25 protein-coding genes and 1 pseudogene are annotated in these 26,498 nt (G+C 61.8%); 19 read left to right on the top strand and 7 right to left on the bottom strand.

The features are described 5' to 3' along the window. The gene (gene ocd, locus NKJ12_RS01675; RefSeq protein WP_352701079.1) at positions 1–1,068 is read left to right on the top strand and encodes an ornithine cyclodeaminase; all 1,068 of its coding nucleotides are present in this window, start codon (positions 1–3) and stop codon (positions 1,066–1,068) included. Between the two features lie 16 nt (positions 1,069–1,084). Here ocd and NKJ12_RS01680 read toward each other — a convergent pair whose 3' ends face one another. Next, a complete protein-coding gene (locus tag NKJ12_RS01680; RefSeq protein WP_254815787.1) occupies positions 1,085–1,246 on the bottom strand; it encodes a hypothetical protein in 162 nt (53 codons plus the stop codon). Between the two features lie 270 nt (positions 1,247–1,516). Here NKJ12_RS01680 and NKJ12_RS01685 point away from each other — a divergent pair, with 270 nt between their 5' ends. The 4 genes from NKJ12_RS01685 to NKJ12_RS01700 all read left to right on the top strand — a co-directional run bounded on the left by NKJ12_RS01685 (position 1,517) and on the right by NKJ12_RS01700 (position 6,932). Next, complete coding sequence (locus NKJ12_RS01685) at positions 1,517–3,466, top strand: PrkA family serine protein kinase (RefSeq protein ID WP_254815786.1); 1,950 nt, start codon at positions 1,517–1,519, stop codon at positions 3,464–3,466. A gap of 19 nt (positions 3,467–3,485) precedes the next feature. Then, the gene (locus NKJ12_RS01690) at positions 3,486–4,808 is read left to right on the top strand and encodes a YeaH/YhbH family protein (protein ID WP_352476946.1); all 1,323 of its coding nucleotides are present in this window, start codon (positions 3,486–3,488) and stop codon (positions 4,806–4,808) included. Continuing rightward, the gene (locus NKJ12_RS01695) at positions 4,808–6,346 is read left to right on the top strand and encodes a SpoVR family protein (RefSeq protein WP_352686276.1); all 1,539 of its coding nucleotides are present in this window, start codon (positions 4,808–4,810) and stop codon (positions 6,344–6,346) included. The genes NKJ12_RS01690 and NKJ12_RS01695 overlap by 1 nt, the downstream gene beginning before the upstream one ends. Before the next feature lie 94 nt (positions 6,347–6,440). Further along, a complete protein-coding gene (locus NKJ12_RS01700) occupies positions 6,441–6,932 on the top strand; it encodes a DUF1772 domain-containing protein (RefSeq protein WP_352476945.1) in 492 nt (163 codons plus the stop codon). 67 nt (positions 6,933–6,999) lie between these two features. Here NKJ12_RS01700 and NKJ12_RS01705 read toward each other — a convergent pair whose 3' ends face one another. Both NKJ12_RS01705 and NKJ12_RS01710 read right to left on the bottom strand, forming a co-directional pair. Beyond that, a complete protein-coding gene (locus NKJ12_RS01705; RefSeq protein WP_023720508.1) occupies positions 7,000–7,245 on the bottom strand; it encodes a hypothetical protein in 246 nt (81 codons plus the stop codon). Positions 7,246–7,293: 48 nt separating this feature from the next. After that, positions 7,294–9,164 (bottom strand): annotated as a pseudogene (locus tag NKJ12_RS01710) (protein-L-isoaspartate(D-aspartate) O-methyltransferase). Between the two features lie 304 nt (positions 9,165–9,468). Between NKJ12_RS01710 and NKJ12_RS01715 the strand changes: the two are divergent. Continuing rightward, positions 9,469–11,880, top strand: coding sequence for a phosphoketolase family protein (locus tag NKJ12_RS01715; RefSeq protein ID WP_352701081.1), 2,412 nt, complete (start codon positions 9,469–9,471; stop codon positions 11,878–11,880). Beyond that, a complete protein-coding gene (locus tag NKJ12_RS01720; RefSeq protein WP_352507040.1) occupies positions 11,880–13,061 on the top strand; it encodes an acetate/propionate family kinase in 1,182 nt (393 codons plus the stop codon). Before NKJ12_RS01715 ends, NKJ12_RS01720 begins: the two co-directional genes overlap by 1 nt. A gap of 33 nt (positions 13,062–13,094) precedes the next feature. Here NKJ12_RS01720 and NKJ12_RS01725 read toward each other — a convergent pair whose 3' ends face one another. Continuing rightward, entirely contained in the window at positions 13,095–14,177 is a 1,083-nt protein-coding gene (locus NKJ12_RS01725) for a sensor histidine kinase (protein WP_352507041.1), read from the bottom strand. Between the two features lie 130 nt (positions 14,178–14,307). Then, positions 14,308–14,523, bottom strand: coding sequence for a KTSC domain-containing protein (locus NKJ12_RS01730; protein WP_352476940.1), 216 nt, complete (start codon positions 14,521–14,523; stop codon positions 14,308–14,310). Between the two features lie 128 nt (positions 14,524–14,651). On the opposite strand from NKJ12_RS01730, the gene NKJ12_RS01735 reads away from it, so the two are divergent. Further along, positions 14,652–15,269, top strand: a complete 618-nt coding sequence (locus NKJ12_RS01735) for an alpha-ketoglutarate-dependent dioxygenase AlkB (protein WP_352507042.1) — start codon at positions 14,652–14,654, stop codon at positions 15,267–15,269. A 42-nt stretch (positions 15,270–15,311) separates the two neighbouring features. Here NKJ12_RS01735 and NKJ12_RS01740 read toward each other — a convergent pair whose 3' ends face one another. Then, the gene (locus NKJ12_RS01740) at positions 15,312–15,776 is read right to left on the bottom strand and encodes an NUDIX hydrolase (protein WP_352507043.1); all 465 of its coding nucleotides are present in this window, start codon (positions 15,774–15,776) and stop codon (positions 15,312–15,314) included. 125 nt (positions 15,777–15,901) lie between these two features. On the opposite strand from NKJ12_RS01740, the gene ku reads away from it, so the two are divergent. The 4 genes from ku to NKJ12_RS01760 all read left to right on the top strand — a co-directional run bounded on the left by ku (position 15,902) and on the right by NKJ12_RS01760 (position 19,214). Further along, on the top strand, positions 15,902–16,735 hold the full coding sequence (gene ku, locus NKJ12_RS01745; RefSeq protein WP_352507044.1) for a non-homologous end joining protein Ku: 834 nt from the start codon (positions 15,902–15,904) through the stop codon (positions 16,733–16,735). Positions 16,736–16,828: 93 nt separating this feature from the next. After that, positions 16,829–18,229 (top strand): PAS domain-containing HWE histidine kinase family protein, encoded by a 1,401-nt coding sequence (locus NKJ12_RS01750; protein ID WP_352507045.1) that lies wholly within the window; start codon positions 16,829–16,831, stop codon positions 18,227–18,229. A 75-nt stretch (positions 18,230–18,304) separates the two neighbouring features. Beyond that, positions 18,305–18,676 carry an avidin/streptavidin family protein gene (locus tag NKJ12_RS01755; RefSeq protein WP_254815773.1) on the top strand — a complete coding sequence of 124 codons (372 nt, stop codon included), beginning with the start codon at positions 18,305–18,307 and terminating at the stop codon, positions 18,674–18,676. 130 nt (positions 18,677–18,806) lie between these two features. After that, positions 18,807–19,214: an HD domain-containing protein gene (locus tag NKJ12_RS01760; protein WP_352507046.1), complete on the top strand. Its 408-nt coding sequence runs from the start codon at positions 18,807–18,809 to the stop codon at positions 19,212–19,214. 30 nt (positions 19,215–19,244) lie between these two features. Here the strand turns inward: NKJ12_RS01760 and NKJ12_RS01765 are convergent, their stop codons facing one another. After that, the gene (locus tag NKJ12_RS01765; protein WP_352507047.1) at positions 19,245–19,655 is read right to left on the bottom strand and encodes a DUF427 domain-containing protein; all 411 of its coding nucleotides are present in this window, start codon (positions 19,653–19,655) and stop codon (positions 19,245–19,247) included. A 177-nt stretch (positions 19,656–19,832) separates the two neighbouring features. Here NKJ12_RS01765 and NKJ12_RS01770 point away from each other — a divergent pair, with 177 nt between their 5' ends. From NKJ12_RS01770 to NKJ12_RS01800, 7 genes are all read left to right on the top strand, one after another. After that, positions 19,833–20,648, top strand: a complete 816-nt coding sequence (locus NKJ12_RS01770) for an endonuclease/exonuclease/phosphatase family protein (protein ID WP_302893445.1) — start codon at positions 19,833–19,835, stop codon at positions 20,646–20,648. A gap of 63 nt (positions 20,649–20,711) precedes the next feature. Further along, positions 20,712–22,112, top strand: a complete 1,401-nt coding sequence (locus NKJ12_RS01775) for a phospholipase D family protein (protein ID WP_352507048.1) — start codon at positions 20,712–20,714, stop codon at positions 22,110–22,112. 471 nt (positions 22,113–22,583) lie between these two features. Beyond that, a complete protein-coding gene (locus NKJ12_RS01780) occupies positions 22,584–22,886 on the top strand; it encodes a hypothetical protein (RefSeq protein WP_352701082.1) in 303 nt (100 codons plus the stop codon). Positions 22,887–23,076: 190 nt separating this feature from the next. Beyond that, entirely contained in the window at positions 23,077–24,048 is a 972-nt protein-coding gene (locus NKJ12_RS01785; protein ID WP_254815767.1) for an SDR family oxidoreductase, read from the top strand. Between the two features lie 4 nt (positions 24,049–24,052). Further along, positions 24,053–25,768 carry an HAD family hydrolase gene (locus NKJ12_RS01790; RefSeq protein WP_352686262.1) on the top strand — a complete coding sequence of 572 codons (1,716 nt, stop codon included), beginning with the start codon at positions 24,053–24,055 and terminating at the stop codon, positions 25,766–25,768. Between the two features lie 107 nt (positions 25,769–25,875). Continuing rightward, positions 25,876–26,028 carry a peptide ABC transporter permease gene (locus NKJ12_RS01795; protein WP_254815765.1) on the top strand — a complete coding sequence of 51 codons (153 nt, stop codon included), beginning with the start codon at positions 25,876–25,878 and terminating at the stop codon, positions 26,026–26,028. Positions 26,029–26,052: 24 nt separating this feature from the next. Beyond that, positions 26,053–26,496: a PPC domain-containing DNA-binding protein gene (locus NKJ12_RS01800; protein ID WP_352507051.1), complete on the top strand. Its 444-nt coding sequence runs from the start codon at positions 26,053–26,055 to the stop codon at positions 26,494–26,496. The last annotated feature ends 2 nt before the right edge of the window (positions 26,497–26,498 follow it).

A 26,498-nucleotide genomic window follows, 5' to 3' on the forward strand; every position in this document is an offset into this window, starting at 1 on the left:
ATGACCGTCAATTTGAACATCGTCCCGTTCGTCAGCGTCGACCGCATGATGAAGCTGGTGCTTGCCATCGGCATCGAGCGCTTCGTGCTCGAGCTTGCCGCCTATATCGAAGAGGATTTCAGGCGCTGGGAGCTGTTCGACAAGACGCCGCGCGTCGCCTCGCACAGCGTTGACGGCGTCATCGAGCTGATGCCGACCAGCGACGGGCAGCTCTACGGGTTCAAATACGTCAACGGGCATCCGAAGAATACGCGTGACGGCCGCCAGACCGTGACCGCTTTCGGCGTGCTTGCCGATGTCGGCAATGGCTATCCGATGCTGCTTTCGGAAATGACCATCCTGACGGCGCTCAGAACCGCCGCAAGCTCGGCGGTCGCGGCGAAATACCTCGCTCCAGAGGCCGCCAGGTGCATGGCGATCATCGGCAATGGCGCGCAATCGGAATTCCAGGCCATTGCCTTCAAGGCGCTGCTTGGCGTCGACAGGCTGCGTCTCTACGATATCGACCCGGCGGCCTCGGCGAAATGCATGAAGAACCTTGCCGGCATGGGTTTCGACATCAAGCTCTGCGCGTCGGCGCAGGAAGCCGTCGAAGGTGCAGAGATCATCACCACGGTCACCGCCGACAAGCGGTCGGCAACAATCCTGACCGACAACATGGTTGGATCCGGCGTGCACATCAACGCGGTTGGCGGGGACTGCCCGGGCAAGACCGAGCTGCATCGCGACATACTGCTGCGCTCGGACATTTTCGTCGAATATCCGCCGCAGACGCGCATCGAAGGCGAGAGCCAGCAGCTCGATGCGGATCACCCGCTCACCGAATTGTGGCAGGTGATGACAGGAAAGGCAGCAGGCCGGACGGATGCCCGACAGATCACATTGTTTGACTCCGTCGGCTTTGCGATCGAGGATTTTTCCGCGCTGCGCTACGTCCGCGATCAGCTTCAGCGGACCGGCCTTTACGAGGAACTAGACCTTCTGGCCGATCCCGATGAGCCGCGCGACCTGTTTGGCATGCTGCTGCGCGCCGAAAAAGCGACCGGGCTGGCGGTTGCCGGCAGCTGAGCTGCGATCCCGTCGGTCAGTCCTTCTTTTCCTGATACAGGCGCTCGGTCGCACGCTCGCTTTCCCTGCGCTCCGCCGGGCCGCGACGGCGCTGCGTGAGCAGGGCGTAGGCGATCAGGACTGCCAGCAGCAGTGGACCGCCTGCAACAACGAGCAACCACAAACTATTCCCAGACATCGACCGTCTCCTTTCCCTCACAACCGGAAAGGACCCGAACCGTTCCTCCGTCTTGTTGGATGTCGCCCGCAGGACGTCGTGCGATTCAGGATTTTGTGCCGCGAGCAGGACGTTCCACGCCTTGTCTGCACTCAGGATGCCCTTATCTAGACTCTTATCGTTCGGTCACATGCACTCTCTGCGAAGTGAAGGGAACCACAAGGGCTTTCCAACATTTGGTTGTTCAAGAGACAAACATGCAGCCACATCGGCTCCGGGGCTAGGAATACCATGCGTGAGAATCAATCCGACGTCTTCGATCTGTTTTCCGAGGTTTACAAGAATGCGGCGCAGGAGGAGATAAGCCTCCAGCAATATCTGCTTGCCTGCCGCGAGGACAAGTCGATGTACGCCTCGGCACCCGAACGGATGGTCGAGGCGATCGGCGAGCCGACCTTTGTCGATACCAGCAAGGACGAGCGGCTCGGCCGTATTTTTTCGAACCGGACGATCAAGATCTATCCGACCTTCGCCGACTTTTACGGCATGGAGGATACGATCGAGCGTATCGCCGGTTATTTCCGCTATGCCTCGCAAGGGCTCGAGGAACGCAAGCAGATCCTCTATCTCCTCGGCCCAGTCGGCGGCGGCAAGTCCTCGCTTGCGGAGCAGCTGAAAAGGCTGATGGAGCAGCGTCCGATCTATACACTGAAGGTCGGCGGCCAGGTCAGCCCGGTCTTCGAATCGCCGCTCGGGCTGTTCGATCCCGACCGCATGGGCGACCTTTTGGAGGACAAATACGGCATCGCCCGGCGGCGGCTGACCGGCCTGATCTCGCCCTGGGCGGCCAAGCGTCTCGACGAATTGTCCGGCGACATCTCCAAATTCAGCGTCGTCAAGCTGATGCCGTCCAGGCTTCGCCAGATCGGCATCGCCAAGACCGAGCCGGGCGACGAGAACAACCAGGACGTTTCGGCCCTGGTCGGCAAGGTCGACATCAGGCAGCTGGAAAACTTCAGCCAGTCCGATCCGGACGCCTATTCCTATAGCGGCGGGCTGAACCGGACGACGCAAGGACTGCTCGAATTCGTCGAGATGTTCAAGGCGCCGATCAAGGTGCTGCATCCGCTGCTGACCGCCACCCAGGAAGGCAGCTACAACGGCACCGAGAATTTCGGCGCTTTCCCCTATCAGGGCATCATCGTTGCCCATTCCAACGAATCGGAATGGCTGCAGTTCAAGAACAACAAAAACAACGAGGCGTTCCTCGACCGCATCCTGGTGGTCAAGGTGCCGTATTGCCTGCGCGTCACCGAAGAGCGGCAGATCTACGAGAAGCTGTTGCGCGAAAGCGAACTGGCTAACAGCCCCTGCGCTCCGGAAGTGCTCGACATCCTCAGCCGGTTCACCGTCTCGACCCGCCTGGCCGAACACGACAATTCGCCGCTCTACACCAAGATGCGCGTCTATGACGGCGAGAACCTCAAGGAAACCGATCCCAAGGCGAAGTCGGTCCAGGAGTACCGAAACGCCGCCGGTGTCGATGAAGGCATGACCGGCGTCAGCACCCGCTTCGCCTTCAAAATCCTGTCGCAGACCTTCAACTACGACACCGAAGAGGTGGCCGCCGATCCGGTGCATCTGATGTACATCCTGGAAGAGGCGATCAAGCGCGAGCAGTTCCCGAAGGAAACAGAGGCGGACTATCTCGATTTCATAAAGTCGGAGCTGGCCACCCGTTATGCCGAGTTCATCGGCCACGAGATCCAGAAGGCCTATCTGGAATCCTACAGCGAATACGGCCAGAACCTGTTCGACCGCTACATCGCCTATGCCGATGCCTGGATCGAGGATCAGGACTACAAGGATACCGATACCGGCCAGATCCTCAATCGCGAGGTTTTGGACAACGAACTGTCGCAGGTCGAAAAGCCGGCCGGCATCGCCAATCCCAAGGACTTCCGCAATGAAGTGGTGAAGTTCACGCTGCGCGCGCGGGCCAGAAACCATGGCCGCAACCCGTCATGGACGAGCTACGAAAAGCTGCGCGAAGTCATCGAGAAGCGGATGTTCGGGCAGGTCGAGGACCTGCTGCCGGTGATCAGCTTCGGCTCCAAGCAGGACAGCGTGACGGAGAAGCGGCATACCGAATTCGTGCAGCGGATGATCCAGCGCGGTTACACCGAACGCCAGGTTCGCCGGCTGGTGGACTGGTACATGCGGGTGAACAAGGCGGGTTGAAGCCAGCCCGGGGTAACATATGCCGATCTTCATCGATCGCCGACTGAACCCGAAGGACAAAAGCCTCGGCAATCGGCAGCGTTTCCTGCGGCGGGCGCGCGAAGAGTTGAAGCGCACGATCCGCGATCAGATCCGCACCGGCAAGATCGCCGACGTGGACGCCGAGCATGCCGTTTCGATGCCGGCGCGGGGCACCGGCGAGCCGAGCTTCAACGATGCCAGGAACAGCGGCAGCCGCCAGCACGTCCTGCCCGGCAACAAGCATTTCTCCCCAGGCGACCGGCTGCCCAAGCCCGGCCAGGGCGGCGGCATGGGGTCCGCCCCGGGGAGAACCGAATCGGAGGACGATTTCCGTTTCGTGCTGTCGCGCGAAGAGGTGCTCGACCTCTTTTTCGAAGACCTCGAACTGCCTGACATGGTCAAGCTCAACCTCAAGGAGATCCTCGCCTTCAAGCCGCGCCGGGCCGGCTTCGCCGCGACCGGCTCGCCGACCAACATCAATGTCGGGCGCACGATGCGCAACAGCCATGGCCGCCGCATAGCGCTCAGGCGTCCCAAGCAGGAGGACCTCGATGCGATCGCGCAGGAGATTGCGTCGCTGGAGGCGAAGCCGCAAAACGTCGAGATGCGCCAGCGCATCGTGGCGCTGCAGGAAGAGTTCGATCGACTGGAGCGTCGCCGCAAGCGGATCGCCTATGTCGACCCGGTCGATATCCGCTTCAACCGCTTCGACGCACAGCCGGTGCCGAACGCCAACGCGGTGATGTTCTGCCTCATGGACGTGTCCGGTTCGATGGGCGAACGCGAGAAGGATCTGGCCAAGCGCTTCTTCGTGCTGCTGCACCTGTTCCTGAAGCGGCGCTACGACCGGACCGAGGTGGTCTTCATCCGCCACACCCACGAGGCGCAGGAGGTCGACGAGGAAACCTTCTTCTACAACACCCAGAGCGGCGGTACGGTGGTTTCCACCGCGCTCGAGGAGATGCACCGCATCGTCGAGCAACGCTATCCCAGCCGCGAATGGAACATCTATGTCGCCCAGGCCTCGGACGGTGACAATTTCGTCACCGATTCCGAGCGCTGCATCGCCCTGCTCGACGAACAGATCATGCGGCTGTGCCAGTATTTCGCCTATGTCGAGATCCTCGACGAGCGCGAGAGCCACATCTTCGGCGCTACCGACAACGGCACGTCGCTATGGCGTGCCTACAGTGCGGTCAAGCTGAGATGGTCGAACTTCCAGATGAGCCGCATCGCCACCGCGGCCGACATCTACCCGGTTTTCCGCCAGCTCTTCGCCAGACAGCCGGGCTATCAAAAGAGCGGTGAAAGAGGGGGCTGATGGCGAGCAGATCCGGGCTGCTGTTTTCCGGTTCCGACTGGGATTTCAGGACGCTGTCGCGCGCCTACGAGACCATCGAGGCGATCGCCACCGAAGAGCTCCACCTCGACACCTATCCGGTACAGATGGAGATCATCTCGTCCGAACAGATGCTCGACGCCTATTCTTCGGTCGGCATGCCGCTGATGTACCGGCACTGGTCCTTCGGCAAGCACTACCTCTACCAGGAACTGCTCTATCGCAAAGGCGGGCGAGGGCTCGCCTATGAACTCGTCATCAATTCGAATCCCTGCATCGTCTATCTGATGGAGGAAAACACCATGGCCCTCCAGGCCCTGGTGACGGCGCACGCAGCACTCGGGCATAACCATTTCTTCAAGAACAATTATCTTTTCCGGCAGTGGACGGACGCCGGCGCCATCCTCAGCTATCTCGACTTCGCCAAGGGCTATATTGCCCGCTGCGAAGAGCGGCATGGCGTCGATGCGGTGGAAGAGATCCTCGATGCCGCACACGCGCTGATGGAACAGGGCGTGTTCAGATATCACCGGCCGCCGAAGCTGTCGTCGGAAAAGCAGCGCGAGGGCCTTCGCGAGCGCCTGGAATACGAGGAGCGCTCCTACAACGATCTGTGGCGCACGCTGCCGCCGTCCAAGGACGGCACCAAGGTTCGCGAGACGGACACCATGGCGGAGCGCAAGAAATCGCTCAACCTGCCCGAGGAGAACCTGCTTTATTTCCTGGAGAAGAACAGCCTGATCCTGGAACCGTGGCAGCGTGAGGTTATCCGGATTGTCCGCGTTATCGCGCAGTATTTCTATCCACAGCGCCAAACGCAGGTGATGAACGAGGGCTGCGCCACCTTCGTGCATTACACGCTGATGAACCTTTTGTTCGACCGCGGGCTGATCGGCGAAGGTGCCATGCTGGAGATCCTGCGCAACCATTCGAACGTGATCTTCCAGCCGGGCTTCGACGATCCGCGCTTTTCCGGTATCAACCCTTACGCGCTGGGGCTTGACATGATGCAGGACATCCAGCGCATCTCGACCGCGCCGACGGCCGAGGACCGCGACTGGTTCCCCGATATCGCCGGCAACGGCGACTGGCGCCAGACCTTGCTGGACGCCTGGGCCAACCATCGCGACGAGTCCTTCATCCGCCAATATCTGAGCCCTACCCTGATACGGAAATGGCGGTTCTTTGTGCTTGCCGACGCTGCCAACGACCCCCATTACGAAGTCGCCTCGATACACAATGAGCGCGGCTACGAGAGTATCCGCAGCGCACTCGCCCACAGCTACGACATCGGCGCCAGCCGGCCGGACATCCAGGTGGTGGATGTGGACCTGCTCGGCGACCGGCATCTGCGCCTGCAGCACAAGGTCAAGGACGGCATCGTGCTGGAAGGCGGCAGCCGCGACGCCACGCTGCGCCACATCCGCAAGCTCTGGGGCTACGAGGTCAGCATGGTCGCGGTCGACGCGCAGACCGGCGCCAGGCTCCACGAACGCTCGACCAGCCAGATCGGGGAATGACCGAACAGCCTGCCGGCGAAGTCGGGCGCCTTTTCAGGATCACCAACCACCCTATCTACGCGCGCACCACGAGCGCATGGTCGGGAGCAGGAACATGCGCGCATTGACGATCGCCACGCTTCTGTTGGTCGCCGTCTCGATGGCGCTCTCGCTCGCGCACGCTTTGGAATTGCCCGGCAAGTTGCGCCTCAAGGAGGCCACCTACAGATCAGTGCAGGCGATCTACTATCCCGGCTTCACGATCGGCGGGTTCGCCGAGATCGGCGGCATCATTGCACTCGCCGTCCTGCTTTACCTGACGCCCTATCCAAGCGCCCGATTCTGGTGGACCTTGGCGGCGCTTGTCTCATTGCTGGCGGAGCACGCGACCTATTGGTTGGTCACCCACCCCGTCAATAATTTCTGGGTGCAAGACACTGTCCTGCCGAAATCCGCCGCGACGTTTTTTTCAATGTTCTCTCGAAAGCAGACCGGCGACTGGAGAGATTTGCGCAACGTCTGGGAGGCTTCGCATGTGGTCAGGGCAGGCCTGGCAATGCTGAGCCTCGTCTCAATTGCTGTCGCCGCGACATTTTTTGCCGAATAGCCCCAGGGATTAAGGTCAAGGGACGTACCCGGCATCGTATTGTCTTAACGTCAAGCGATCCGGCCGTTCAGCGGTCGGCGCGATGCTTGTTGTGGGCGCTTTCCTGGTGCTCGCCGCGGATGATGTTGCGATCGTCGGGATCGGCAATATCCTTCGGGTCCGATCTGAGCTCGGCACCGCGCCGGAACGCCTCGCGCTCTTGCCTGGTCTTTTTCAAATCCGCTTCCGCGTCGAAATCCTTGCCGGCGTTTTTCGTGTTCTCGCGCTCTTCGATGATGCGCAATTGCTGCTCATGAGTCTTCTTTCCGGCCATTGGTGACCTCCTTCCTTCGATTGTCCGCTTCCCCAAGGTCCAGATTCGCTACAGCCCGAAAGGATAAGTCTCGGGAAGGCCTGTCCCCGCATGCTCCGGCCCAAGCGGCGTCACGGCATTGGTCTCATCGAACCAGACGAAAGCATCGAACTGGCGGGCGAGCGAGGCGTCCGCATAGTGGCTGTGCAGCTCGGTCTCGGGCCGATAGATGACGCCGATAAAGCGTTCCAGCCGGCGCTCCAGAAGCCGTTGGCGCAGCGTGTCGTCGCGCTCGAAATCGAGCAGGAAAGGCGAGACGCCGCTGTCGTGGCAAAGCCGCTCATAGCTGTCGTTGTGGGAAGGCCGAACCGGTTTCACTTCCATGTCGCCGTCCCAGTCGGTGGCAGCGGCCACCGTCCCGGAATGCGTACTGAGCCCAATCAAGGCAACCTCGTCGCCAAGACGCTGGCGGCAGAGCTGGCCGATGTTCAATTCGTCCCTGACGATCCCCATCTCGGTATAGCGGGCATCGCCAATATGGGAATTATGCGCCCACACCACCGCCTTGGCGTTCGGGCCGCGGGCCTGCAGCAGGTGCTCCAGCGTTTCGAACATGTGGGTGTCGCGCAGGTTCCAGGATTGCGCGCCGCCATAATACATGGTGCGCATTTCTGGTAGCCGGAGGTGAGTGCGACACGGCCATAAGTGGCCGGGTCGTTCTGCCACGGCGTCAAGCAGCCGTAGCGTTCGCGTGCGATCCTTGCCGCCTGCGGATCGACCCGGTCGAGATATTGCAGGACCGCCGCGATCGACCCGCCCATATTGTAGATGTCGAGGCCATAGAACCCGGCCCGCCGGGAGGATATCCTGATCCGCTCATCATGCTCTCGCATCCAGTCGACGAACGCCGCGACGTCGGTGTTGCGCCACATCCAGGTGGGAAAGCGCTGGAACGGCGGATCGGCGCCCGGCCGTGGTGGCCGGTGGCGGACGTAACGGTCGATCGCCGCCACATCGGGCCAGTCGGCCTCGACCGCGACGATGGTGAAGCCATGCTTCTCGATCAGCCTGCGCGTGATCGCGGCGCGCGCACGATAGAACTCCGACGTGCCGTGGCTGGCTTCGCCGAGCAAGACGACGCGGCGGTCGGCAAACCGGTCGAACAGCGCACCGAAGGCCGGATCGTCGAAATCCGGAAGCGGTTCGGCGGCGGCCGCTATCATCTGCGGCAGGCTGCTCCTGCGCTGATGCCGGTGCGGAAGATCGGCCGCTATCTGGCTGTCGCTGCCTGGCTCGCCCCAGCCTTGCTCGCCGATCAGCGGAACAAACCGCACGCCGCCGAAATCCTCCTCGGTGTAAGTTGCTGCGCCGGTCCGGGTGACCTTGAGCAGGCGCTGCGCGTCGAATTCGTCGCCGACCGGGATGATAAGCCGGCCGGCGACGTCGAGCTGTTCCTGCAGCGCGAGCGGTGCGCCGGGGCCAGCGGCGGCAACCAGGATCGCATCGAAGGGTGCAGCCTCTGGCCAGCCCTTGGTGCCGTCGCCAGTGCGGACTTCAATATTGTCGTAGCCAAGCTTTTTAAACCGCTGCCTTGCCGTTTCAGCCAACGCGGCGTGGCGCTCGATGGTGTAGACACGTTCGACGATCCGGCTCATTACGGCAGCCGCATAGCCCGAGCCGGTGCCGACCTCGAGAACATGGTCACCGGCTCCGACCTCGGCCATTTCGATCATCAACGCAACGATGTAGGGCTGCGATATCGTCTGACCTTCGGCGATCGGCAGCGGCCCGTCCTCATAGGCAAATTCTTCAAAACCGGGCTCGACGAAAGCCTCGCGCGGGACCTCGCGCATCGCCTGAAGGACATTGCGGTCGCGAATGCCACGGCGGCGTAGGTGAATGTCGACCATTTGGTTGCGGGCATGGGAGAGATCGAGCATTTTTTGCTCCTCCTACGGGCCTCCGCCACAATCGCCCAAGCTGCTCAACGGCACTTTGGCCAGTCGATGTCCCGGGGGCCTCGGCAGTCCCCTTGGATTCATGCAATGCGGTGCATCTTCCTAACCGTTGGCAAGCCCCGAGGTTCCTCAAAAGACCGACCCGCTTTTTGTCGGGCGAGGCGGATTGCAGGATCGGCGAGCGGGAGCTGGCCGCGCCCGCCCAAACTTATTTCGAGGCAAATCCTTTCTCCGAGGCGACGCCACTCCAGATAACGACGGACGAGGGTATTCCGGAGGCATTTCCATGAACGACGAGGCCCGCACCACTGCGCAAACAACCGGCCTTGACCAGATGGATCTGATGGACCGCTACTGGCGCGCCGCGAACTACATTTCGGTTGGCCAGATCTATCTGCTCGACAATCCGCTCTTGCGCGAGCCTTTGCGGCCCGAGCACATCAAGCCGCGGCTGCTCGGCCATTGGGGCACGACGCCCGGCCTCAATTTCATCTATGTGCATCTGAACCGGATCATCCGTGAACGTGGTCTCGAGGTTCTGTTCATCTGCGGGCCGGGTCACGGCGGCCCGGCAATGGTCGCGAACACCTGGCTCGAGGGCACCTACAGCGAAATTTATCCCGAGATCGGCAGGGATGAAGACGGCCTGCGAAAGCTGTTCCGGCAGTTCTCGTTCCCCGGTGGTGTGCCGAGCCACGCGGCCCCGGAGACACCCGGCTCGATCCACGAAGGCGGAGAGCTCGGCTATGCGCTGGTCCATGCCTTCGGCGCCGCCTTCGACAATCCGAACCTTGTGGTTGCCTGCGTCGTCGGCGACGGCGAAGCCGAGACCGGCCCGCTCGCCGCGGCCTGGCATTCCAACAAGTTCCTGAACCCGGCATCCGACGGTGCCGTCCTGCCGATCCTGCATCTCAACGGCTACAAGATCGCCAGCCCGACGATCCTCGGCCGCATGGAAGACGAGGCGTTGCGCAGCCTGTTCCTCGGCTATGGCTACGAAACCTTTTTCGTGGAAGGCCACGAGCCTGCCCCGATGCATCGGGAGATGGCCCGCACGCTCGATACCGTGCTCGACCGGATACACTCCATCCAGGAGCCTGCACGAGCCGCGGGCTGGAAGGGAGAGCGGCCGTTGTGGCCGATGATCGTGCTGCGCAGCCCAAAGGGCTGGACCGGGCCGAAAGAGGTCGACGGCAGACGAGTCGAGGATTTCTGGCGTTCGCACCAGGTCCCGGTGTCGAACGCGCGCGGCGACGCGGCGCACCGCCAGATCCTCGAAGACTGGATGCGCAGCTACGAACCGAAGACGCTGTTCGATGAAGGCGGGCATCTCCTGGCGGAGCTCGCGGCGCTGGCGCCCACAGGGCCCAGACGCATGGGCGCAATCCCCTACGCCAATGGCGGCCTGCTGAAGCAAGACCTCGTGCTTCCCGACTGGAAAGGCCGGGCGCTCGACGTACCGCGTCCGGGCGGCACTGTTGGGGAGGCGACGCGGACCGTGGGGAGCTATCTTCGCGACGTGATCCGCCTGAACGCCGAGGCCAGGAATTTCCGGCTGATGGGACCCGACGAGACGTCCTCCAACCGTCTCGACGACGTGTTCGAGGTTACGGACCGGGTCTGGATGGAGCGGATCGAGCCTTACGACGTTCATCTTTCCCGCGGCGGCCGCGTCATGGAAGTGCTCAGCGAGCACCTTTGCCAAGGCTGGCTGGAGGGCTATCTGCTGACCGGCCGCCACGGCCTGTTCTCGTGCTACGAGGCGTTCGTCCACATCGTCGATTCCATGGTCAACCAGCATGCCAAATGGCTGAAGACCTCCGGCGAACTTGCCTGGCGCAAGCCGATCGCCTCGCTAAACTACCTGCTGACCTCGCATGTCTGGCGGCAGGATCACAACGGCTTCAGCCATCAGGATCCGGGCTTTGCCGATTTCGTCGCCAACAAGAAGGTCGACACGGTAAGGCTCTATTTCCCGCCGGATGCAAACACGCTGCTGTGGATCACCGACCATTGCCTGAAAACCTACAACCGCATCAACGTCATCGTCGCCGGCAAGCAGCCGGCGCCGCAATGGCTGTCCGCCGAGGACGCGGAAGCGCACTGCAAGGCCGGCGCGGGCATCTGGGAATGGGCCGGGACGGTTGCCAAGGGCGAAGATCCGGATGTGGTCCTGGCTTGCGCCGGCGACGTGCCGACGCTGGAGACGCTTGCCGCAGCCGACATCCTGCGCTCGGGCATTCCGGACCTGAAGATCCGCGTCGTCAATGTCGTCGACCTGATGATTTTGCAGTCGAATTCCGAACATCCGCATGGCTTTGCCGACGACAGATTCGACGCGCTGTTCACCAAGGCCAAGCCGGTCATCTTCGCCTATCACGGCTACCCCTATCTCATTCACCGTCTGACCTACCGGCGCGCCAACCACGACAACATGCATGTGCATGGCTTTCGCGAGGAAGGCACGACGACGACGCCGTTCGATATGGTCGTGCTCAACCAGCTCGACCGCTATCATCTGGCGCTCGCCGCGATCGCGCGTGTGCCGGGGCTGGCCGAGCGGGCGAAGGAGCTTGCCGCGGCGCTGCATGGGAAATTGGCTGAGCACAAAGCCTATGTCCGCGAACATGGCGAGGACATGCCCGAGATCCAGAAATGGTCCTGGCCGCAGGACGGCGCGACAAGGGCCGGCGATTGATGCGACGATCGATCCTTGCGTTGAATGCCGGCTCGTCGAGCATCAAGTTCGGACTTTACGACCTTGCAGCATCCGCCGAGCTGGATCTTGCCTCGCGCGGTTCGCTGGATCTGGGCGATGCGCCAAGGCTGACCGCGAAAGCCGCCGATGGGGAGCTGCAGTGCGATCGGCCACTTGCCGCGGACGCATCGCCCGACATGGGCCTCGGCCAGATGCTGCAATGGATCGAGAACGAACTTGGCGGAAGGAAACTGATCGCCGCCGGCCATCGCATCGTTCATGGCGGACGCGAGTTCGTCGAACCTGTCCGCCTGACACCGACAATTATCGAGGCTCTCGACAGGCTGACGCCGCTTGCGCCACTGCACCAGCCGCGCAGCCTCGCGCCGATCCGGGCGCTTGCCGCGTTGCGGCCCGACCTGCCGCAGGTCGGATGTTTCGACACGGCCTTCCATAGGACCATCGAGCCTCTGGTCAGCCGTTTTGCGCTGCCGCGTCGCTATGAGGCAGACGGCATCCACCGCTACGGCTTTCACGGGCTTTCCTACGAATATGTCGCGGGCCGGCTCAAGCAGAGATCGCCCGATCTGGCGGCGAAAAGAACCATCGTCGCCCATCTCGGTAACGGGGCGAGCCTGTGCGCCATGCGCGACGGGAGAAGCGTCGATACGACGATGGGCTTTTCGGCGCTTGACGGCCTGGTCATGGGCACACGCTGCGGCGCCATCGATCCGGGCGTGCTTTTGTACCTCCTGCTGGAAAGAGGGGTTTCGGGAGAGGCGCTGCAAGACATGCTCTACGAGGAATCCGGCCTGCTCGGCGTGTCCGGCATTTCCGGCGACATGCGAACGCTGGAGGCCAGCGATGACCGCCGGGCGCGCGAAGCGGTGGAGCTTTTCGCCTTCCGCGCCGCCAGGGAAGTTGCCGCCCTCGCCAATACGCTGGGCGGGCTGGAATGCCTGGTGTTCACCGGCGGCATCGGCGAGCACTCTGCCGCGGCCCGCAAAGCGATTTGCGGCAGGCTTGGCTGGCTCGGCGTGGCGATCGACGAAGCCGACAACAACTCCCATGAAGCGCTCATAAGCCAGGCGGATGGCAAGGTCGAAGTCCGCGTCATCGCGACCGACGAAGAAGGTGTCATCGCCCGCCACACGCGCAAGGTGATCGACGGGCCTGGCTGATGCGGATGGCCTTGATGGCGCTTGCTCGACCGGCTACGTCGCGACGGCGGCCGATCTGTTGAACACGATGGTCACCCGCGTTCCTTTGCCGGGGGCAGAATCCACCTCGAACCGGGCTTTGGCATTTTCAATCAGCGATTGAGCGATCAACGCTCCGAGCTTGCCGGGTTTCGGCCAGGTCTCGCCTTCGGGCAGGCCGATGCCGTCATCGGCGACTACGATGCGAAAACCGTCTCCGTCGACGACGCTGCGCAGCGTGATCGTCCCGCCTTCGCGACCCAGAAAGGCGTGTTTCAGCGCGTTCGTCAAAAGCTCATTGACCACCAGTCCCGTCGGCATCGCCACGTTGATGGACACCGGATAAGTGTCGACCTTCATATCGAGCCGGATGCCCTGCATGGCGTGCGACGTCATCACGGCGGAAGCGATCTGGCTGAGATAGACGCCAAGGTCCACTTCGGCCTTCTGTTCGTCGGCCGACAGCGTCTGGTAGAGGATTGCGAGCGCATCGACGCGGCCGGCGAGGCGCTCGAAACCTTTCTGATCAGGCGATGCCGCACTGCGGGCCTCCAATCTGATGAGAGCCGTGATCATTTGGAGATTGTTCTTCATCCGATGCTGCAACTCGCGCAGCAGCATGTCCTTTTCCCGAATGCGTTGTTCGATGGCCTCGCTGTCGCTTGCCTTGTGCGCGGTAACGTCGACAAGGGCGACCAGTCGAAAGGACCGTCGCCCGCGCTCGTCCTCGATCAGGTTCGAATAGACATCGACGATGGCTGGCGCTGCGGCGGCACGTTGTATCCTGAATGTTCCCGCGCGATCGATATCCTCGACGATGGCCCGGGCCAGCGGCCGGTCCTTGTATTCGCTCAAGCCTTCTCCGCTCAGTGCGGCCCAGTTCCAGCGCTCGAGCTCGGCGACGGATACGCCTGACAATTTCTGGAACTCGGAATTGACATAGACGACACGTTCATCGCCGCTGAGATCGGAAATTGCGATCGCGATCGGCAGCTGGTCGAGAAATCTCTTGAATTGTTCGCTATCCAGCACGCCCGCCAGATGCGGGGTATCGAGCAATTGCTGGAGCTGCTCGGTTGTTTCGACTTCGGCGGGCATTCCAGGCTTTCGATGTTTCCGGTGAAACCATGATCAATATCAGGTCGCTCACCAACTGCGAAGTCCGCTCATTGCCGCGCGGCTACGAATGGCGGAGAGCCGAGATCATGGTTGAGAAGCGTCGGAAGACTCAGCTCGAATGGCTCTGCTCGACCAGATGGTATTTATACCGGTCGCGAATATGTTCGTTGAAGAACCGGCCCTTCGACGAAGCCTTGCGGAACGCGGCGTGGACCTGCGGCGGAACGTCCTCGTAATCATAGCGGTTTCCGCTCGGGACGAACCACACCGAGAGTACCCTCGTCGCCGGCTGGTAGTCGATGTTTCTGATCGCAGTTGAAGGCATCTCGACAGCTCCAATGCTCGGCAGTGCTCCAATCCACGCCATCGTGTGAATAACCCTGCACGGAGAGCGAGGTTCCTTGCTGCCGAAGCAGCCTTGCCGCTACGGGCCGGCTTCACCAAGTACAGTTGATGCCACCGCTCAAGACATCGGCTGCAGCCCGTCAGGGCGATCTCTTTGCCGCCACCGACGACCTGCCGGAAGGATTCCGCTACCGGCCCGAACTGATCACGCCGGACGAGGAAGCAGCGTTGGCAAGCCAGCTCGACGGCCTGCCTTTTCAGCCCTTCGACTTTCACGGCCATCTGGCAAACCGGCGGGTGGTCGGCTTCGGGCTGCGTTACGACTACGACCGGCGCGAAGTCGTCGAAGCACCGCCGATACCCGGCTTTCTGCTGCCGCTCAGGGACAAAGTTGCAGCCTTTGCCCGCCTGCCGGCCGAAACCTTCGTGCAGGTGCTGATCAACGAGTACCGGCCGGGCGCCGGTATCGGCTGGCACCGCGACAAGCCTCATTTCGAATTGGTCGCCGGCGTTTCGCTGCTGGCCGCCTGCAGCTTCCGCCTGCGCCGGAAAAACGGCACGCGATGGGATCGCAAGACGGTCACCGTCGAGCCAAGATCAGCCTATTTGATGACGGGTGCTGCGCGCAACGAATGGGAGCACAGCGTTCCGCCGGTCGCCGAGCACCGCTATTCGATCACATTACGCACGCTGCGCGCGCAAAATTCGCTTGGGATAGCGCCGTAAGGCAAGCCAGGCGCCGCCCTGAAGTACTGAGCCGATACGATTTCATGGGTCGCCATGCCGACCGGCCAAATCCGCCAGCATGGCGCGCTGGCCTTTCAGTATCTTGACGTTGGCTTCAGGCAGGGAGAACCAGCCCGCTCTGTCGACTTCGGCAAATTCCTTCATCGAGCCGGACCTTGGCGGCCATTCCATGACGAAGGTGTTGCTGCTTATGGCGTCGCTGTCGAAGTCCGCTTCGACGCACCACGCGACGACGAGCTTGCCGCCCGGCTGCCGGTAGCTGCCAAGGTGTTCGAAAACTCCATCGATGGCGACCCCGAGCTCCTCTTCGGCTTCGCGTTTTGCCGCCGTCAGTTCGTCTTCGTTCTCGTCGACCAGGCCCTTCGGGATCGACCATGCGCCGTCGTCCTTCTTCGCCCAGAATGGGCCGCCGGGATGCACCAGCAGCACCTGAAGTGAACCTCGGCTTTGGCGATAAATGAGCAACCCTGCGCTGCGTTTGGCCATTCCGCTATTCCCCTGACGAAAATGAACCGAATGTTCTCGTCCGGGCCGGCGTATGGACCAGCCTGCCACGGCGGAACGATTTCGGCTCGCAGCCGTTCCGTCCGTTCGGCAAATGAGTGATTGACATGGCGACGCCGCGAGCTGCCTGGAAGGGCTTTATGAAAGTCGGATCGGTTTCCTGTGGCGTCAAGATCATCGGCGCCGTCAGCGAGGCCGAGAAAGTGCATTTCAGGATCCTGAACCGCAAGGACGGTCTCCCGGTCAAGAGCGCTTATATCGACGAGGAGACCGGCGATACGGTGGAGGCTGCCGACCAGGTAAAGGGCTATGAAGTCGAGAAGGGCGAATTCATCCGCATAGAGCCGGACGAAATCAAGAAACTAAAGATGGTATCGCAGCACACGCTCGAGATCGGCGAGTTTGTGCCCACCGCCGAAATCGACGCACGCTACCTCGAAAAGCCCTATTATCTGGTTCCGGCCGACGCGCCCTCCACTGAGGCCTTCGCGGTGATCCGGGACGCCATGGCCAGGAAGAAAGTGGCAGCCCGCTCCTGCGTCGTGCTGTACCAGCGAGGCCGAGAGGTGCTGATCCAGCCGCTGGGCAAGGGCATGGTGATGACGGAATTACGCAACCACAATGAAGTGGTCGCAACGGACGCGGTGTTCGAAGGACTGAAGGCTCGCAAGGTCGATCCCGAGATGCTGGAAATCGCGCAATTGCTGATCGACAAGAAGCCCGCCAAATTCGACCCGTCAAAGTTCGAAGACACTTATGAACAGGCGCTGGTTGCGATGATCGAAGCCAAGCGCAAGGGCAAGAAACCGCCCAAGCCGGCACCTGCGCCGAGGACGAATGTCGTCAACCTCGCCGATATTCTGCGCAGAAGCCTGGCGCAGGAAGGCGGCAAGGCTCCTAACAAAGGTCGGGGAACGGCCGCGAAACGCAGATCAGCCTGAATGTCCGAAAGCGGATCGAACGGAACCGAAAACGCTCGCGCGCATTTAGATGACGTAGCAATCCGTCGGCAAGCCAAGCGGAGCGGGGGACTGGTGGACGTCGTTGAACTAAAGACTGGCGGAATCCCGCAAGTTTCCTCCGCCGATCTGATGCAGGCGTTGCCTGTGGCTGTCTACACCACCGACAGACAAGGCTACATCTCGTTCTTCAATGAAGCCGCTGCCGATCTCTGGGGATATCGTCCGGTTATCGGCCAGGACCGCTGGTGCGGATCATGGAAGCTTCGCCACCTCGACGGACGGCCGATGGCGCACGACGAATGTCCGATGGCCGTTGCCTTGCTGGAGGAGCGGGACGTTCCTGGGGGCCGGGCGATCGCCGAGCGGCCGGACGGCCAGTTCATCCCGTTCAGCGCGTATCCGGTCCTGCTTCGCGATGCGAACGGCGAGGTCGTCGGCGCCATCAACACCTTGCTCGACCTGCGCACCCAGGCGCTGGCTGACGACGCCAGCATAAGGCTCGCTGCCATCGTCGAATCTTCGATGGACGCGATCGTGTCGAAAGACCTGAACGGCATTATCACCAGCTGGAACGACGCGGCACAACGCCTGTTCGGCTACACGCCCGCGGAGGCGATCGGTCGCCCGGTGACGATGCTCATCCCGCCCGACCACCTGGATGAGGAAGCCATGATCATCAGCCGCATTCGCGCCGGCGAACGGATTCCTTCATATGAGACTATCCGGCAGCGCAAGGACGGCACCCTGGTTCCGGTTTCGCTCACCATCTCGCCGATACGCGACGGCATTGGGCGTATCGTCGGCGCTTCCAAGATCGCGCGCGACATCAGCCCGCATAAGGACAGCGAACGGCGTATCCGCACACTCATGCGCGAAGTCAACCATCGCGTTAAAAACCAGTATTCGGTGATCGTCTCGATGATCCGCGAGACCAGCAAGCTGGCGGGTACGCCAGAGGCTTTCCTTTCCCAAGTCCGGGAACGCATCATGGCACTTTCGGAATCACACGATCTGCTGGTCGATGCCGAATGGCGTGGCGCGACCATCGGCGAACTAATCCATGCCCAGACTAAGGCCTTCGCGACACAGGCCAGGCTATCGATGAGCGGGCCGATGATCATGCTGCAGCCGAATGCGGTGCAATATCTCGGCATTGCCTTTCACGAGCTGGCCACCAATTCGGTAAAGCACGGAGCGCTGTCGCGCCTTGACGGGCGGGTCGAGGTCGAATGGACCGTGACGCCAGCCGCCGATGGCAGCGACGGCTTCCGCCTTGTCTGGCGGGAACTGGACGGACCATTGGTCGATGAAAACACGCGACGCGGTTTCGGAACGGTCGTGCTCAAACGCGTCACCCCGCAGGCGCTCAGCGGCACCGGCCGCCTGGAATTTGAGAGGCACGGCATCACCTGGACGCTGGAAGCGCCGCTGCGCTTCGTTCAGATGTCGATGGCTGGCATTGCGGCTGATTGAAGGCCGCTACCTCGGCAGCGGCTTGGAGGCCGTGTGCCAACGCAATCCCTATGGCAGCAATCAGGAGGAGCAGCGATGAGTTGGCTGGGCACCTGGCGGAACCAGTACGGGTCGGTCGTCGAACTGACCAGCGAAGAGGGCGGACGGATCAGCGGAACCTTCAGGACGGCGCTGGAGGACAGCGCCTTCTTCGGCACGACGGTGCCGCTGTTCGGAGCCTGCCATGGAGATGTCATCGGATTCACCTGCGCGGCCGAAGGGCGGGTCGGAGCCGCGGCGGTGAGCTATACCGGCATCCTCAGGAACGGGAAGCTGGAGATGCTGTGGCACACCGTTGCGGATGCCGCTTTGTCGGCGGAAAAGGAAGGGGCGCCGGCCCGAGCCAGGAAACTCCCCGCCTGGCGTGCCTTTGGAACCAGCCTCGACAGTTTTGAACGCGTCTCCTGACTATTCCGCCCGCCACCGCGGCATTCAGCTCGCAAGCGAGGCAGCAGGGTCCCGCGGCGCGTAGGAACTCGCACTGACAATGGCGCGTTGGTGCGCCAGGACATGTGCTGTTCGTTACGGGATCGACCCAATGAGCGTGCTTTATCGCGCAGCGAAAATCGCCGAACAGGCCCATGCCGGGCAGACGGACAAGACAGGGCGGCCTTATATCGAACATTGCCGCCGGGTCGTCGATGCCGTCGAAACGCTCGATCAGAAAGCCATCGCCTATCTTCACGACGTCATCGAAAAAGGCGACGGTTGGAATCGCGACCGGCTTGAGGCGGCCGGGTTCGGGCCGTCCATCGTATCGGCCGTCGACGCACTGACGCGGCGGCCGAACGAGGACGATTCCGTGTTCGTTCGTAGGGCTGCGGCCAATCCGCTGGCGTTGCCGGTCAAGCGCGCCGATCTTGTCGACAATCTATGGCAGGCACGGCAGATCGGTGCCTCGACAGAGAAATACGAAGACAGCCTGCGCATCCTTGAAGAGTTCTGACGGAAAGCTGGCGCCGTTGCCAATGTGAGTCTATTCGGTGACGTGCGGCGTATGCCGCTTGTCCTCCGCGGGATCGGCCTCAATCCGCGCCCGGCCGGGATCGAACGCGCCGTGGCGGGCGATCGCCAGTGCCGGGGTGTCGGGCGTCTCGTAGGCCCACATGAAGTCTTCTGCCGACGAGCCGACCGCATGAACACGCCAATAACTTGCCGTGCCCTTCAGCGGGCTGTGGCTCGTTGTGTTCGTCTTCTCCAGAAGGTCGAAATAGATGTCCTCGAAGGGTATGTAGAAGACAGGATCATGACCGTCTTCGTAGAGCAGCTTTGCCCGCGCGCTCGACGCAATAATGGCGTCGGAGAACCGAACGGTTACGGTTCCATCGAACGGGACGATCCTGAGCGGGCCTGAGCGGGGGGCGGAATTTGCGGCTAAGGGCTGCATTCGACTTCTCCGTTGACTGCGCTGCCCTCCCGAAACGTGTTGTTGCCCGTCAGGGTTCCAGACCGCGCGCCGAGGCCGGTGGTGGAACGGTTTTGCAAGGTCGTCGTTGTTTCAGACCTCCGCACGCGCCATAATCGCAATGGCCGCCACTCGCCGACTCAACAGCAAATGGATCACATGCTGGATCGATCGCCTACCCTTCCAAGGTCGCTTGGCGCTGCGCTGCGAAGGGAAGTGCCGCGGTTTACGGCGCCCGGCAATGAAATTTCGTGCACCACGGTTGCATCCTACAATGTGCATAAATGCGTCGGCACCGACGGCAGGTTCGATCCGGAGCGGGTCGCAGCCGTGGTCAAGGAACTCGACGCCGATATCATTGCCTTGCAGGAGGCCGACGAAAGGACCGGAAGCAGGCAGGGTTTGCTCGATCTCGCAGCGCTCGAGCGGGACAGCGACCTCGTCCCCACACATGTCCCGGAAAACCGCCGCAGCCATGGCTGGCACGGAAATCTGATCCTGGCGCGCCGCGGCGTGGTCGAAAGCGTGAACCAGATCCGGCTGCCCGGCCTTGAGCCGCGCGGTGCGGTCATCGCGGATCTGGAGCTGAAGGGCGTCTCGCTCAGGATCATAGCCGCACATTTTGGCCTGCTGCGGCGGTCGCGCTCGCAGCAGGCCAACGCGCTGGTCGAAGCCACGCACCCGGTTCTGCGGCCGACAATCCTGCTTGGCGACCTCAACGAATGGCGCGTCCGCAACAGGTCTTCGCTGCTGGCCCTGCTGCCGCATTTCGGTCCGATCGATGCGGTTCTGCCGAGCTTTCCGTCGCGCTTTCCGCTGTTTGCGCTCGACCGCATCCTGGCCAGGCCGCCGCACCTGATTTCCAGCATCGAGGTGCACAAGACGCCGCTGGCGCAGCGCGCTTCCGATCATCTGCCGATCAAGGCCCGGCTGAACCTGGACGCGATACGGCAGCCGCGACTGCAACCAGAATGAACCTGAAGGGTTGTTAGTCAGATTTCAGACGGTTTGCTTCGCTGATGTTTGTCGGTGCACTTCATGGATACAGCCATTTCGCGGTTTGCCCGGGACAAGATCGCGGCCGGCAATAGCGGGTTGCTGCTGATCGCCGACAATTATGACGCGTTTGCCGCGCGAATCCTTGCGGCGCGCAGTGCCACCAGCAGCCTCGACCTGATGTACTATCTCTGGCACGACGACCATAGCGGCCGGCTGCTGATGCAGGAGGTCGTCAAGGCGGCGGAGCGCGGTGTCCGCGTCCGCATGCTGCTGGACGACATCAATCCGCGCAACAGCGACGCCGCTTACCTGGCGCTCAACAGCTACAAGAACATCGAGCTGAGGCTGTTCAACCCCAGCGGCATGAGGAACGGCAGCATCTTTCGCTCGCTGGAGATGGTCGCCCGGCTGTTTGCGATGACCCGCCGCATGCACAACAAGGCCTGGATCGCCGACGGGAGCCTGGCCATCGTCGGCGGAAGGAACATCGGCGATGCCTATTTCGACGCTGCGGAGACGAATTTTCGCGATCTCGACCTGTTGCTTCTCGGTCCTGCCGTAGGGCAGACGATGCAGATCTTCGAGGCGTTCTGGAGTTGCGAGGCGGCAAAGCCTATCGAACTGCTCAACCCGGCTACAGCGGGCTCGCGCGCCGATTTCCTCGACAATCTCGATGCGACCGCGGACGGCCAGCTTTTGAACAGCCTCCGTGCCTGGCGCACGATCACGGAGTTCATTGTAGCGCACAGCGACGTCTGCTGGACGAAAGGCGTTCGCGTCATTTCCGATCCGCCGGAAAAGGTGCGCGGCAAGAGGCGCAGGAATTGGCTGACAAAGGAGCTGCTTCCCGCTATCGCGGCGACCAGGCAGCGCCTCGAAATTGTCTCGCCCTATTTCATCCCCAGCCGCACCGGGTTGGCCATCCTGTCGAAGTTGGTGGACCGTGGCGCCGAGGTTGCAATCCTGACCAACTCGCTCGCCGCGACGGACGTCGCCGCCGTGCACGGCGCCTATGCCAAATACCGCCGCAAGCTGCTTAAAAAAGGTATCCAGCTTTTCGAATTGCAGCCCTTCGACCGCCAGGCCAACATCTCCGTTTTCGGCTCAAAGGGAGCCAGCCTGCATACCAAGGCCTTTACGGTCGACGACACGCTGGGGTTTGTCGGTTCCTTCAATTTCGATCCGCGTTCGGTGTCGTTGAATGCGGAAATGGGCGTGCTTTTCCACGATATCAATCTGGTGATGGAGTTGCGCCGGCTGTTCGAGCACGAAAAGTCACCGCAGACGAGCTACCAGCTGGTCCTGGACAAAGGCGCCTTGCGGTGGCTCGGCTTGGCGGATGGCGAGATGCGGCAATATTCGCGTGAACCGGAGGCCAGTCTCTATCGGCGCATCGTTGCAGCGCTGGTTGGGTGCCTGCCGATCGAATCGCAATTGTAGAAGCGACGGATTTGTCGGAACGCGACTCTTTGTCGGAACGGAAATGCGGGATCACGAGTTGTAATCCGGTCCGGAGCATGCCGATGAAGACCACGCTATACAGTTTTCTTGCTGAGCTCTTGCCGTTCTGGATGGCGCATAAACGCAAAATGCGCGCCGACCGTGTCGCTGAGCGGCCGACACGATCTGCCGCAGGTGACGATGTTCGGCCGTCAGGCGACCCGAACCGCGCAACACCGGCGCGACGGCGCAACGCGTCTTAGGGCGGGATGCCTGCAAATTACACCCCGCCCCAAATGTCTGGTTAGCGACATTCTGCGACGCCAAATGATTTCGCTTGACTGCAAAGCTCTAGCTCTTTGGCGATCACGCTATCGTTAAGTATCGCTGTTTGAAATTCGGCGTTGCCAAGCATCCATTTTGCAGCACGTACGTTAATGACACTACAGTTTGCCGTTACAGGTGAGCACCATGAGTGCTAATGCGATAGAATTCTTGCAGGACTGGATTCACGAAAACGTTCATGTGCCGCCGCCTCCGATCAGGCTTGAAAAGGAGGCGGAAATCCTCGCCAAGGAATGCAAGCAAGAGGCGGCCAACGCCGGGGTACCCATCGAAGACATCGAGGAAGAGGTTGGCGACCTCAAGGATCTGCTCGTCGCCAAGCTCGAAGACGCAGCCGAGGACGAGGCCAGGCAACTCAATGGCAAGGGCAGCGACATGAATAGAACGGCTGAAGCCAGCGGTCGGGCGACACTGGAGAACAATCTGTGATTCAGGGCGGGCCGAACAAATGCGCCGCTGAGGACGCCGCAATCTCCTGGGCATTTTCAGCGGGTTCGTACTGCAGCGGGTTGCCGTGGCTCAGACTTCGCACGATCCGCTCCGGACTGAAGGAATGACGCCATGGCATAAACCTTTTCGCCGGACATGCGTTGTTGGGTTTCAAGCCAGGGAGATGACCATGCAGATGAAATCGGAAATCGCCGGCGAGGCCGCCAAGCAGCGGCATATCCAGCGCCGTATCGACGAGAAGGACAAGTCCAAATCCAATGGCAAGCAAAAAGGCGCTATGCAGGCCGGCGCCCGCAAATATCCCGAGCCGCCCTTCCCCGAGCAGCACCAGCCCAAGCCGGGGCATGAATGGGCGATCGAGCCGGCGCCGCTTTATGATGCGCCATTTTATATCGGATCGAAAAAGCTCGACGGCAAAGTGGCCGTCATTACCGGCGGCGATTCAGGCATCGGCCGTGCGGTGGCCGTGCTCTATGCGCGTGAAGGCGCCGATGTGGCGATCGTCTATCTCTCGGAGGACAAGGACGCCGAAGAGACCAAAAGGGCCGTCGAAGCCGAAGGCCGGCGCTGCATCCTGATCAAGGCCGATGTCAGCGAACGCGACCACTGCCACAACGCGGTGGCTGAGATCGTGCAGGAGTTTGGGCGCATCGACGTGCTGGTCAACAACGCCGCTTTCCAGATCCACTCCAGCGATTTCAGCGAGCTGACCGAGGAGCATTTCGACACGACGCTGAAGACCAACCTCTACGGCTATTTCCACATGGCGCAGGAAGCGGTACCGCACATGAAGCCCGGTTCGGCAATCATCAATACCGGTTCAGTGACCGGCATCGAGGGCTCGAAGCAACTGGTCGACTACTCCATGACCAAGGGCGGCATTCATGCCTTCACCCGCGCGCTCTCGGGCAACCTTGTCGACAAGGGCATAAGGGTCAACGCCGTGGCGCCGGGGCCGGTTTGGACGCCGCTCAACCCCTCGGACAAGGAAGCCGGCGATGTTTCGAAATTTGGCGCCGATACGCCGATGAAACGGCCCGCCCAGCCGGAGGAGATCGCGCCGGCCTACGTGTTCCTCGCCTCGCCGCACTGCTCGAGCTATATCACCGGCGAGATATTGCCGATCGTGGGCGGCTACTGACGGCATGTATTTCATTGCCCTGGCCACTGACTATGACGGCACGCTGGCGCATGAGGGGATCGTTGCCGAGAAGACGCTTGCGGCGCTTGAACGCTTCAAGAAGAGCGGCCGCAAACTCATTCTCGTCACCGGGCGCGAGCTGCCCGACCTCAAACGCGTCTTTCCCGAAGTCGCGATCTTCGACAAGGTCGTCGCCGAAAACGGCGCGTTGATCTACACGCCGGCCAGCGAGGAGGAGCGGACGATATCTCCGCCGCCCGCCCCCGAGCTCATCGCCAAACTCAGGAAACGCGGTGTCAAACCGCTTTCGGTCGGACGCTCGATCGTCGCAACCTGGGAACCGCATCAGGCTACCGCGCTCGAGGTCATCAAGAAATTGGGGCTGGAGCTGGAAATCATCTTCAACAAGGGCGCGGTGATGATCCTGCCCAGCGGCATCAACAAGGCAACCGGCCTGACAGCCGCGCTTCAGGACCTCAGATTGTCGCCGCACAACGTCGTCGGCGTCGGCGACGCCGAAAACGACCACGCCTTCCTGCGCGCCTGCGGCTTCAGCGTCGCCGTCGACAACGCACTGCCGGCAGTCAAGGAAACGGCGGATCTCGTGACACGCGGCGCGCGCGGAAAGGGCGTCGAGGAACTGATCGCCAAGGTGGTGGAGCGCGATCGCGAGCTTGTGCCGAGCCGCGACGGCATTGTGCTTGGCTCGGAGGACGGCAAGGAGGTGTATCTGTCGCCAACCGATACGGTGCTGATCGCCGGGAGCTCCGGCATCGGCAAATCGACCCTGGCGACCGCACTGACGGAGCGCTTCGTCGAGAGAAAGTTCCAGTTCTGCATCTTCGATCCGGAAGGCGACTACGATGGCCTCGAAGGCGCAGTCCGGCTGGGCGACGGCTCGAACGCGCCGACGAAAACGCAATTGCTCGATCTCCTGGAGAAGCCTGACAACAATCTTGTCGTGAATGGCCTGGCGCTGCGCGTCAACGAGCGGCCGGACTTCTTTGCCGACCTGCTGCCGGGCCTCGGCAGTCTTCGTTTCCGTACGGCACGACCGCACTGGCTGATCATCGACGAGGCGCATCACCTCCTGCCGAAGCGGCGCGACGATACTCCAATGGTGCTGGCGATGGAATTGCCGGGCACGATCCTGATCACGGTTCATCCGGACGCGATCTCAACCGAGGCATTGCGGCTGGTCACCGCCGTCATCGCACTCGGCCCCAAGGCGAAAAAGGTCATCAAGACGTTCTGCCGCGAGACCGGCACCGAACCGCCAAAGGACAAGGATCTGAGCTCTCCAAAAGACCAGCGCGTGCTGTTCTGGCGGCCGCAGGCGCACAAGAAACCCGCCATGGTCGAGCCAATCGAGCCGCGGCAGTCGCTCAAGCGCCACAGCCGCAAATATGCCGAGGGCCAGCTCGACGAGAAGGGCAGCTTCTATTTCCGCGGTCCCGACAATGCAATGAATCTCCGCGCCCATAATCTGATGATTTTCGCCCAGATCGCCGAGGGCATCGACGACAGGACCTGGGAACATCATCTGCGCGCCGGCGACTATTCCGAATGGTTTCGCCACCAGATCAGGGACAAGGAACTGGCGCGCGAGACCGCGGAGGCGGAGAAAGACGGCACACTTTCGGCGCAGGAGAGCCGCAACCACATCCTGGACGCAGTGCGCCGCCGCTATACCGCGCCCGCCACCGCGCCAAAGGAATAGATGCAAACGGCGCCCAGCCGTGGAACCTCATCCGCCAAACGAAATTGTGTTCTATCGGGCGCCAGATCCAATCAATGCCGAATAATTGCCCCGGAAAGAGACGATGGATGAGCAGCGACCCGGACAAGAATGGTCCTGTCTTTTCGGCGGAGCAGGCGCGGCAGGGCGAGATCATCCTGCGGACGCGGGCGCGCCGGATCATTTTCATCGCCGGCCTGGTGGGTCTCGTCTTTCTGGCATTGCTGGTGTGGTGGGTTTGAATTCCTGACGGCTGGAGCGAAATCATGAAATCACAACTTGTTGCCGAAAGCGCCGGGCAGAGAACGTTTGTGGTTGTGCTTGATCCCGGCGAAGAGGCGTTTGCGCAGCTGACGTCGTTTGCGGTCGAGCGTGGCGTCGGCGGCGCGTCGCTGACTGCGCTCGGCGCTTTCGAAAGGGCAACCGTCGGCTGGTTCGACCCTGGAGAAAGAACCTACCGGAAGATCCCCGTTCGAGAACAGTGTGAAGTGCTGAGCGCGATCGGCGATGTTGCCATCGGCGACGACGGCAGGCCCAGCCTGCACGTCCACGCAGTCCTTGGATTGAGTGACGGCACCACGAGGGGTGGTCATCTGCTGGACGGAATCGTGCGGCCGACGCTCGAGGTCACATTGGTGGAGACGCCTGGCCATCTGCGCCGCAGGCATCATCCCGAACTCGGCGTCGCCCTGATCGACCTGGAGCCTTGATC

Source organism: Mesorhizobium sp. M0195 (assembly GCF_040322115.1).
GTDB lineage: Bacteria > Pseudomonadota > Alphaproteobacteria > Rhizobiales > Rhizobiaceae > Mesorhizobium.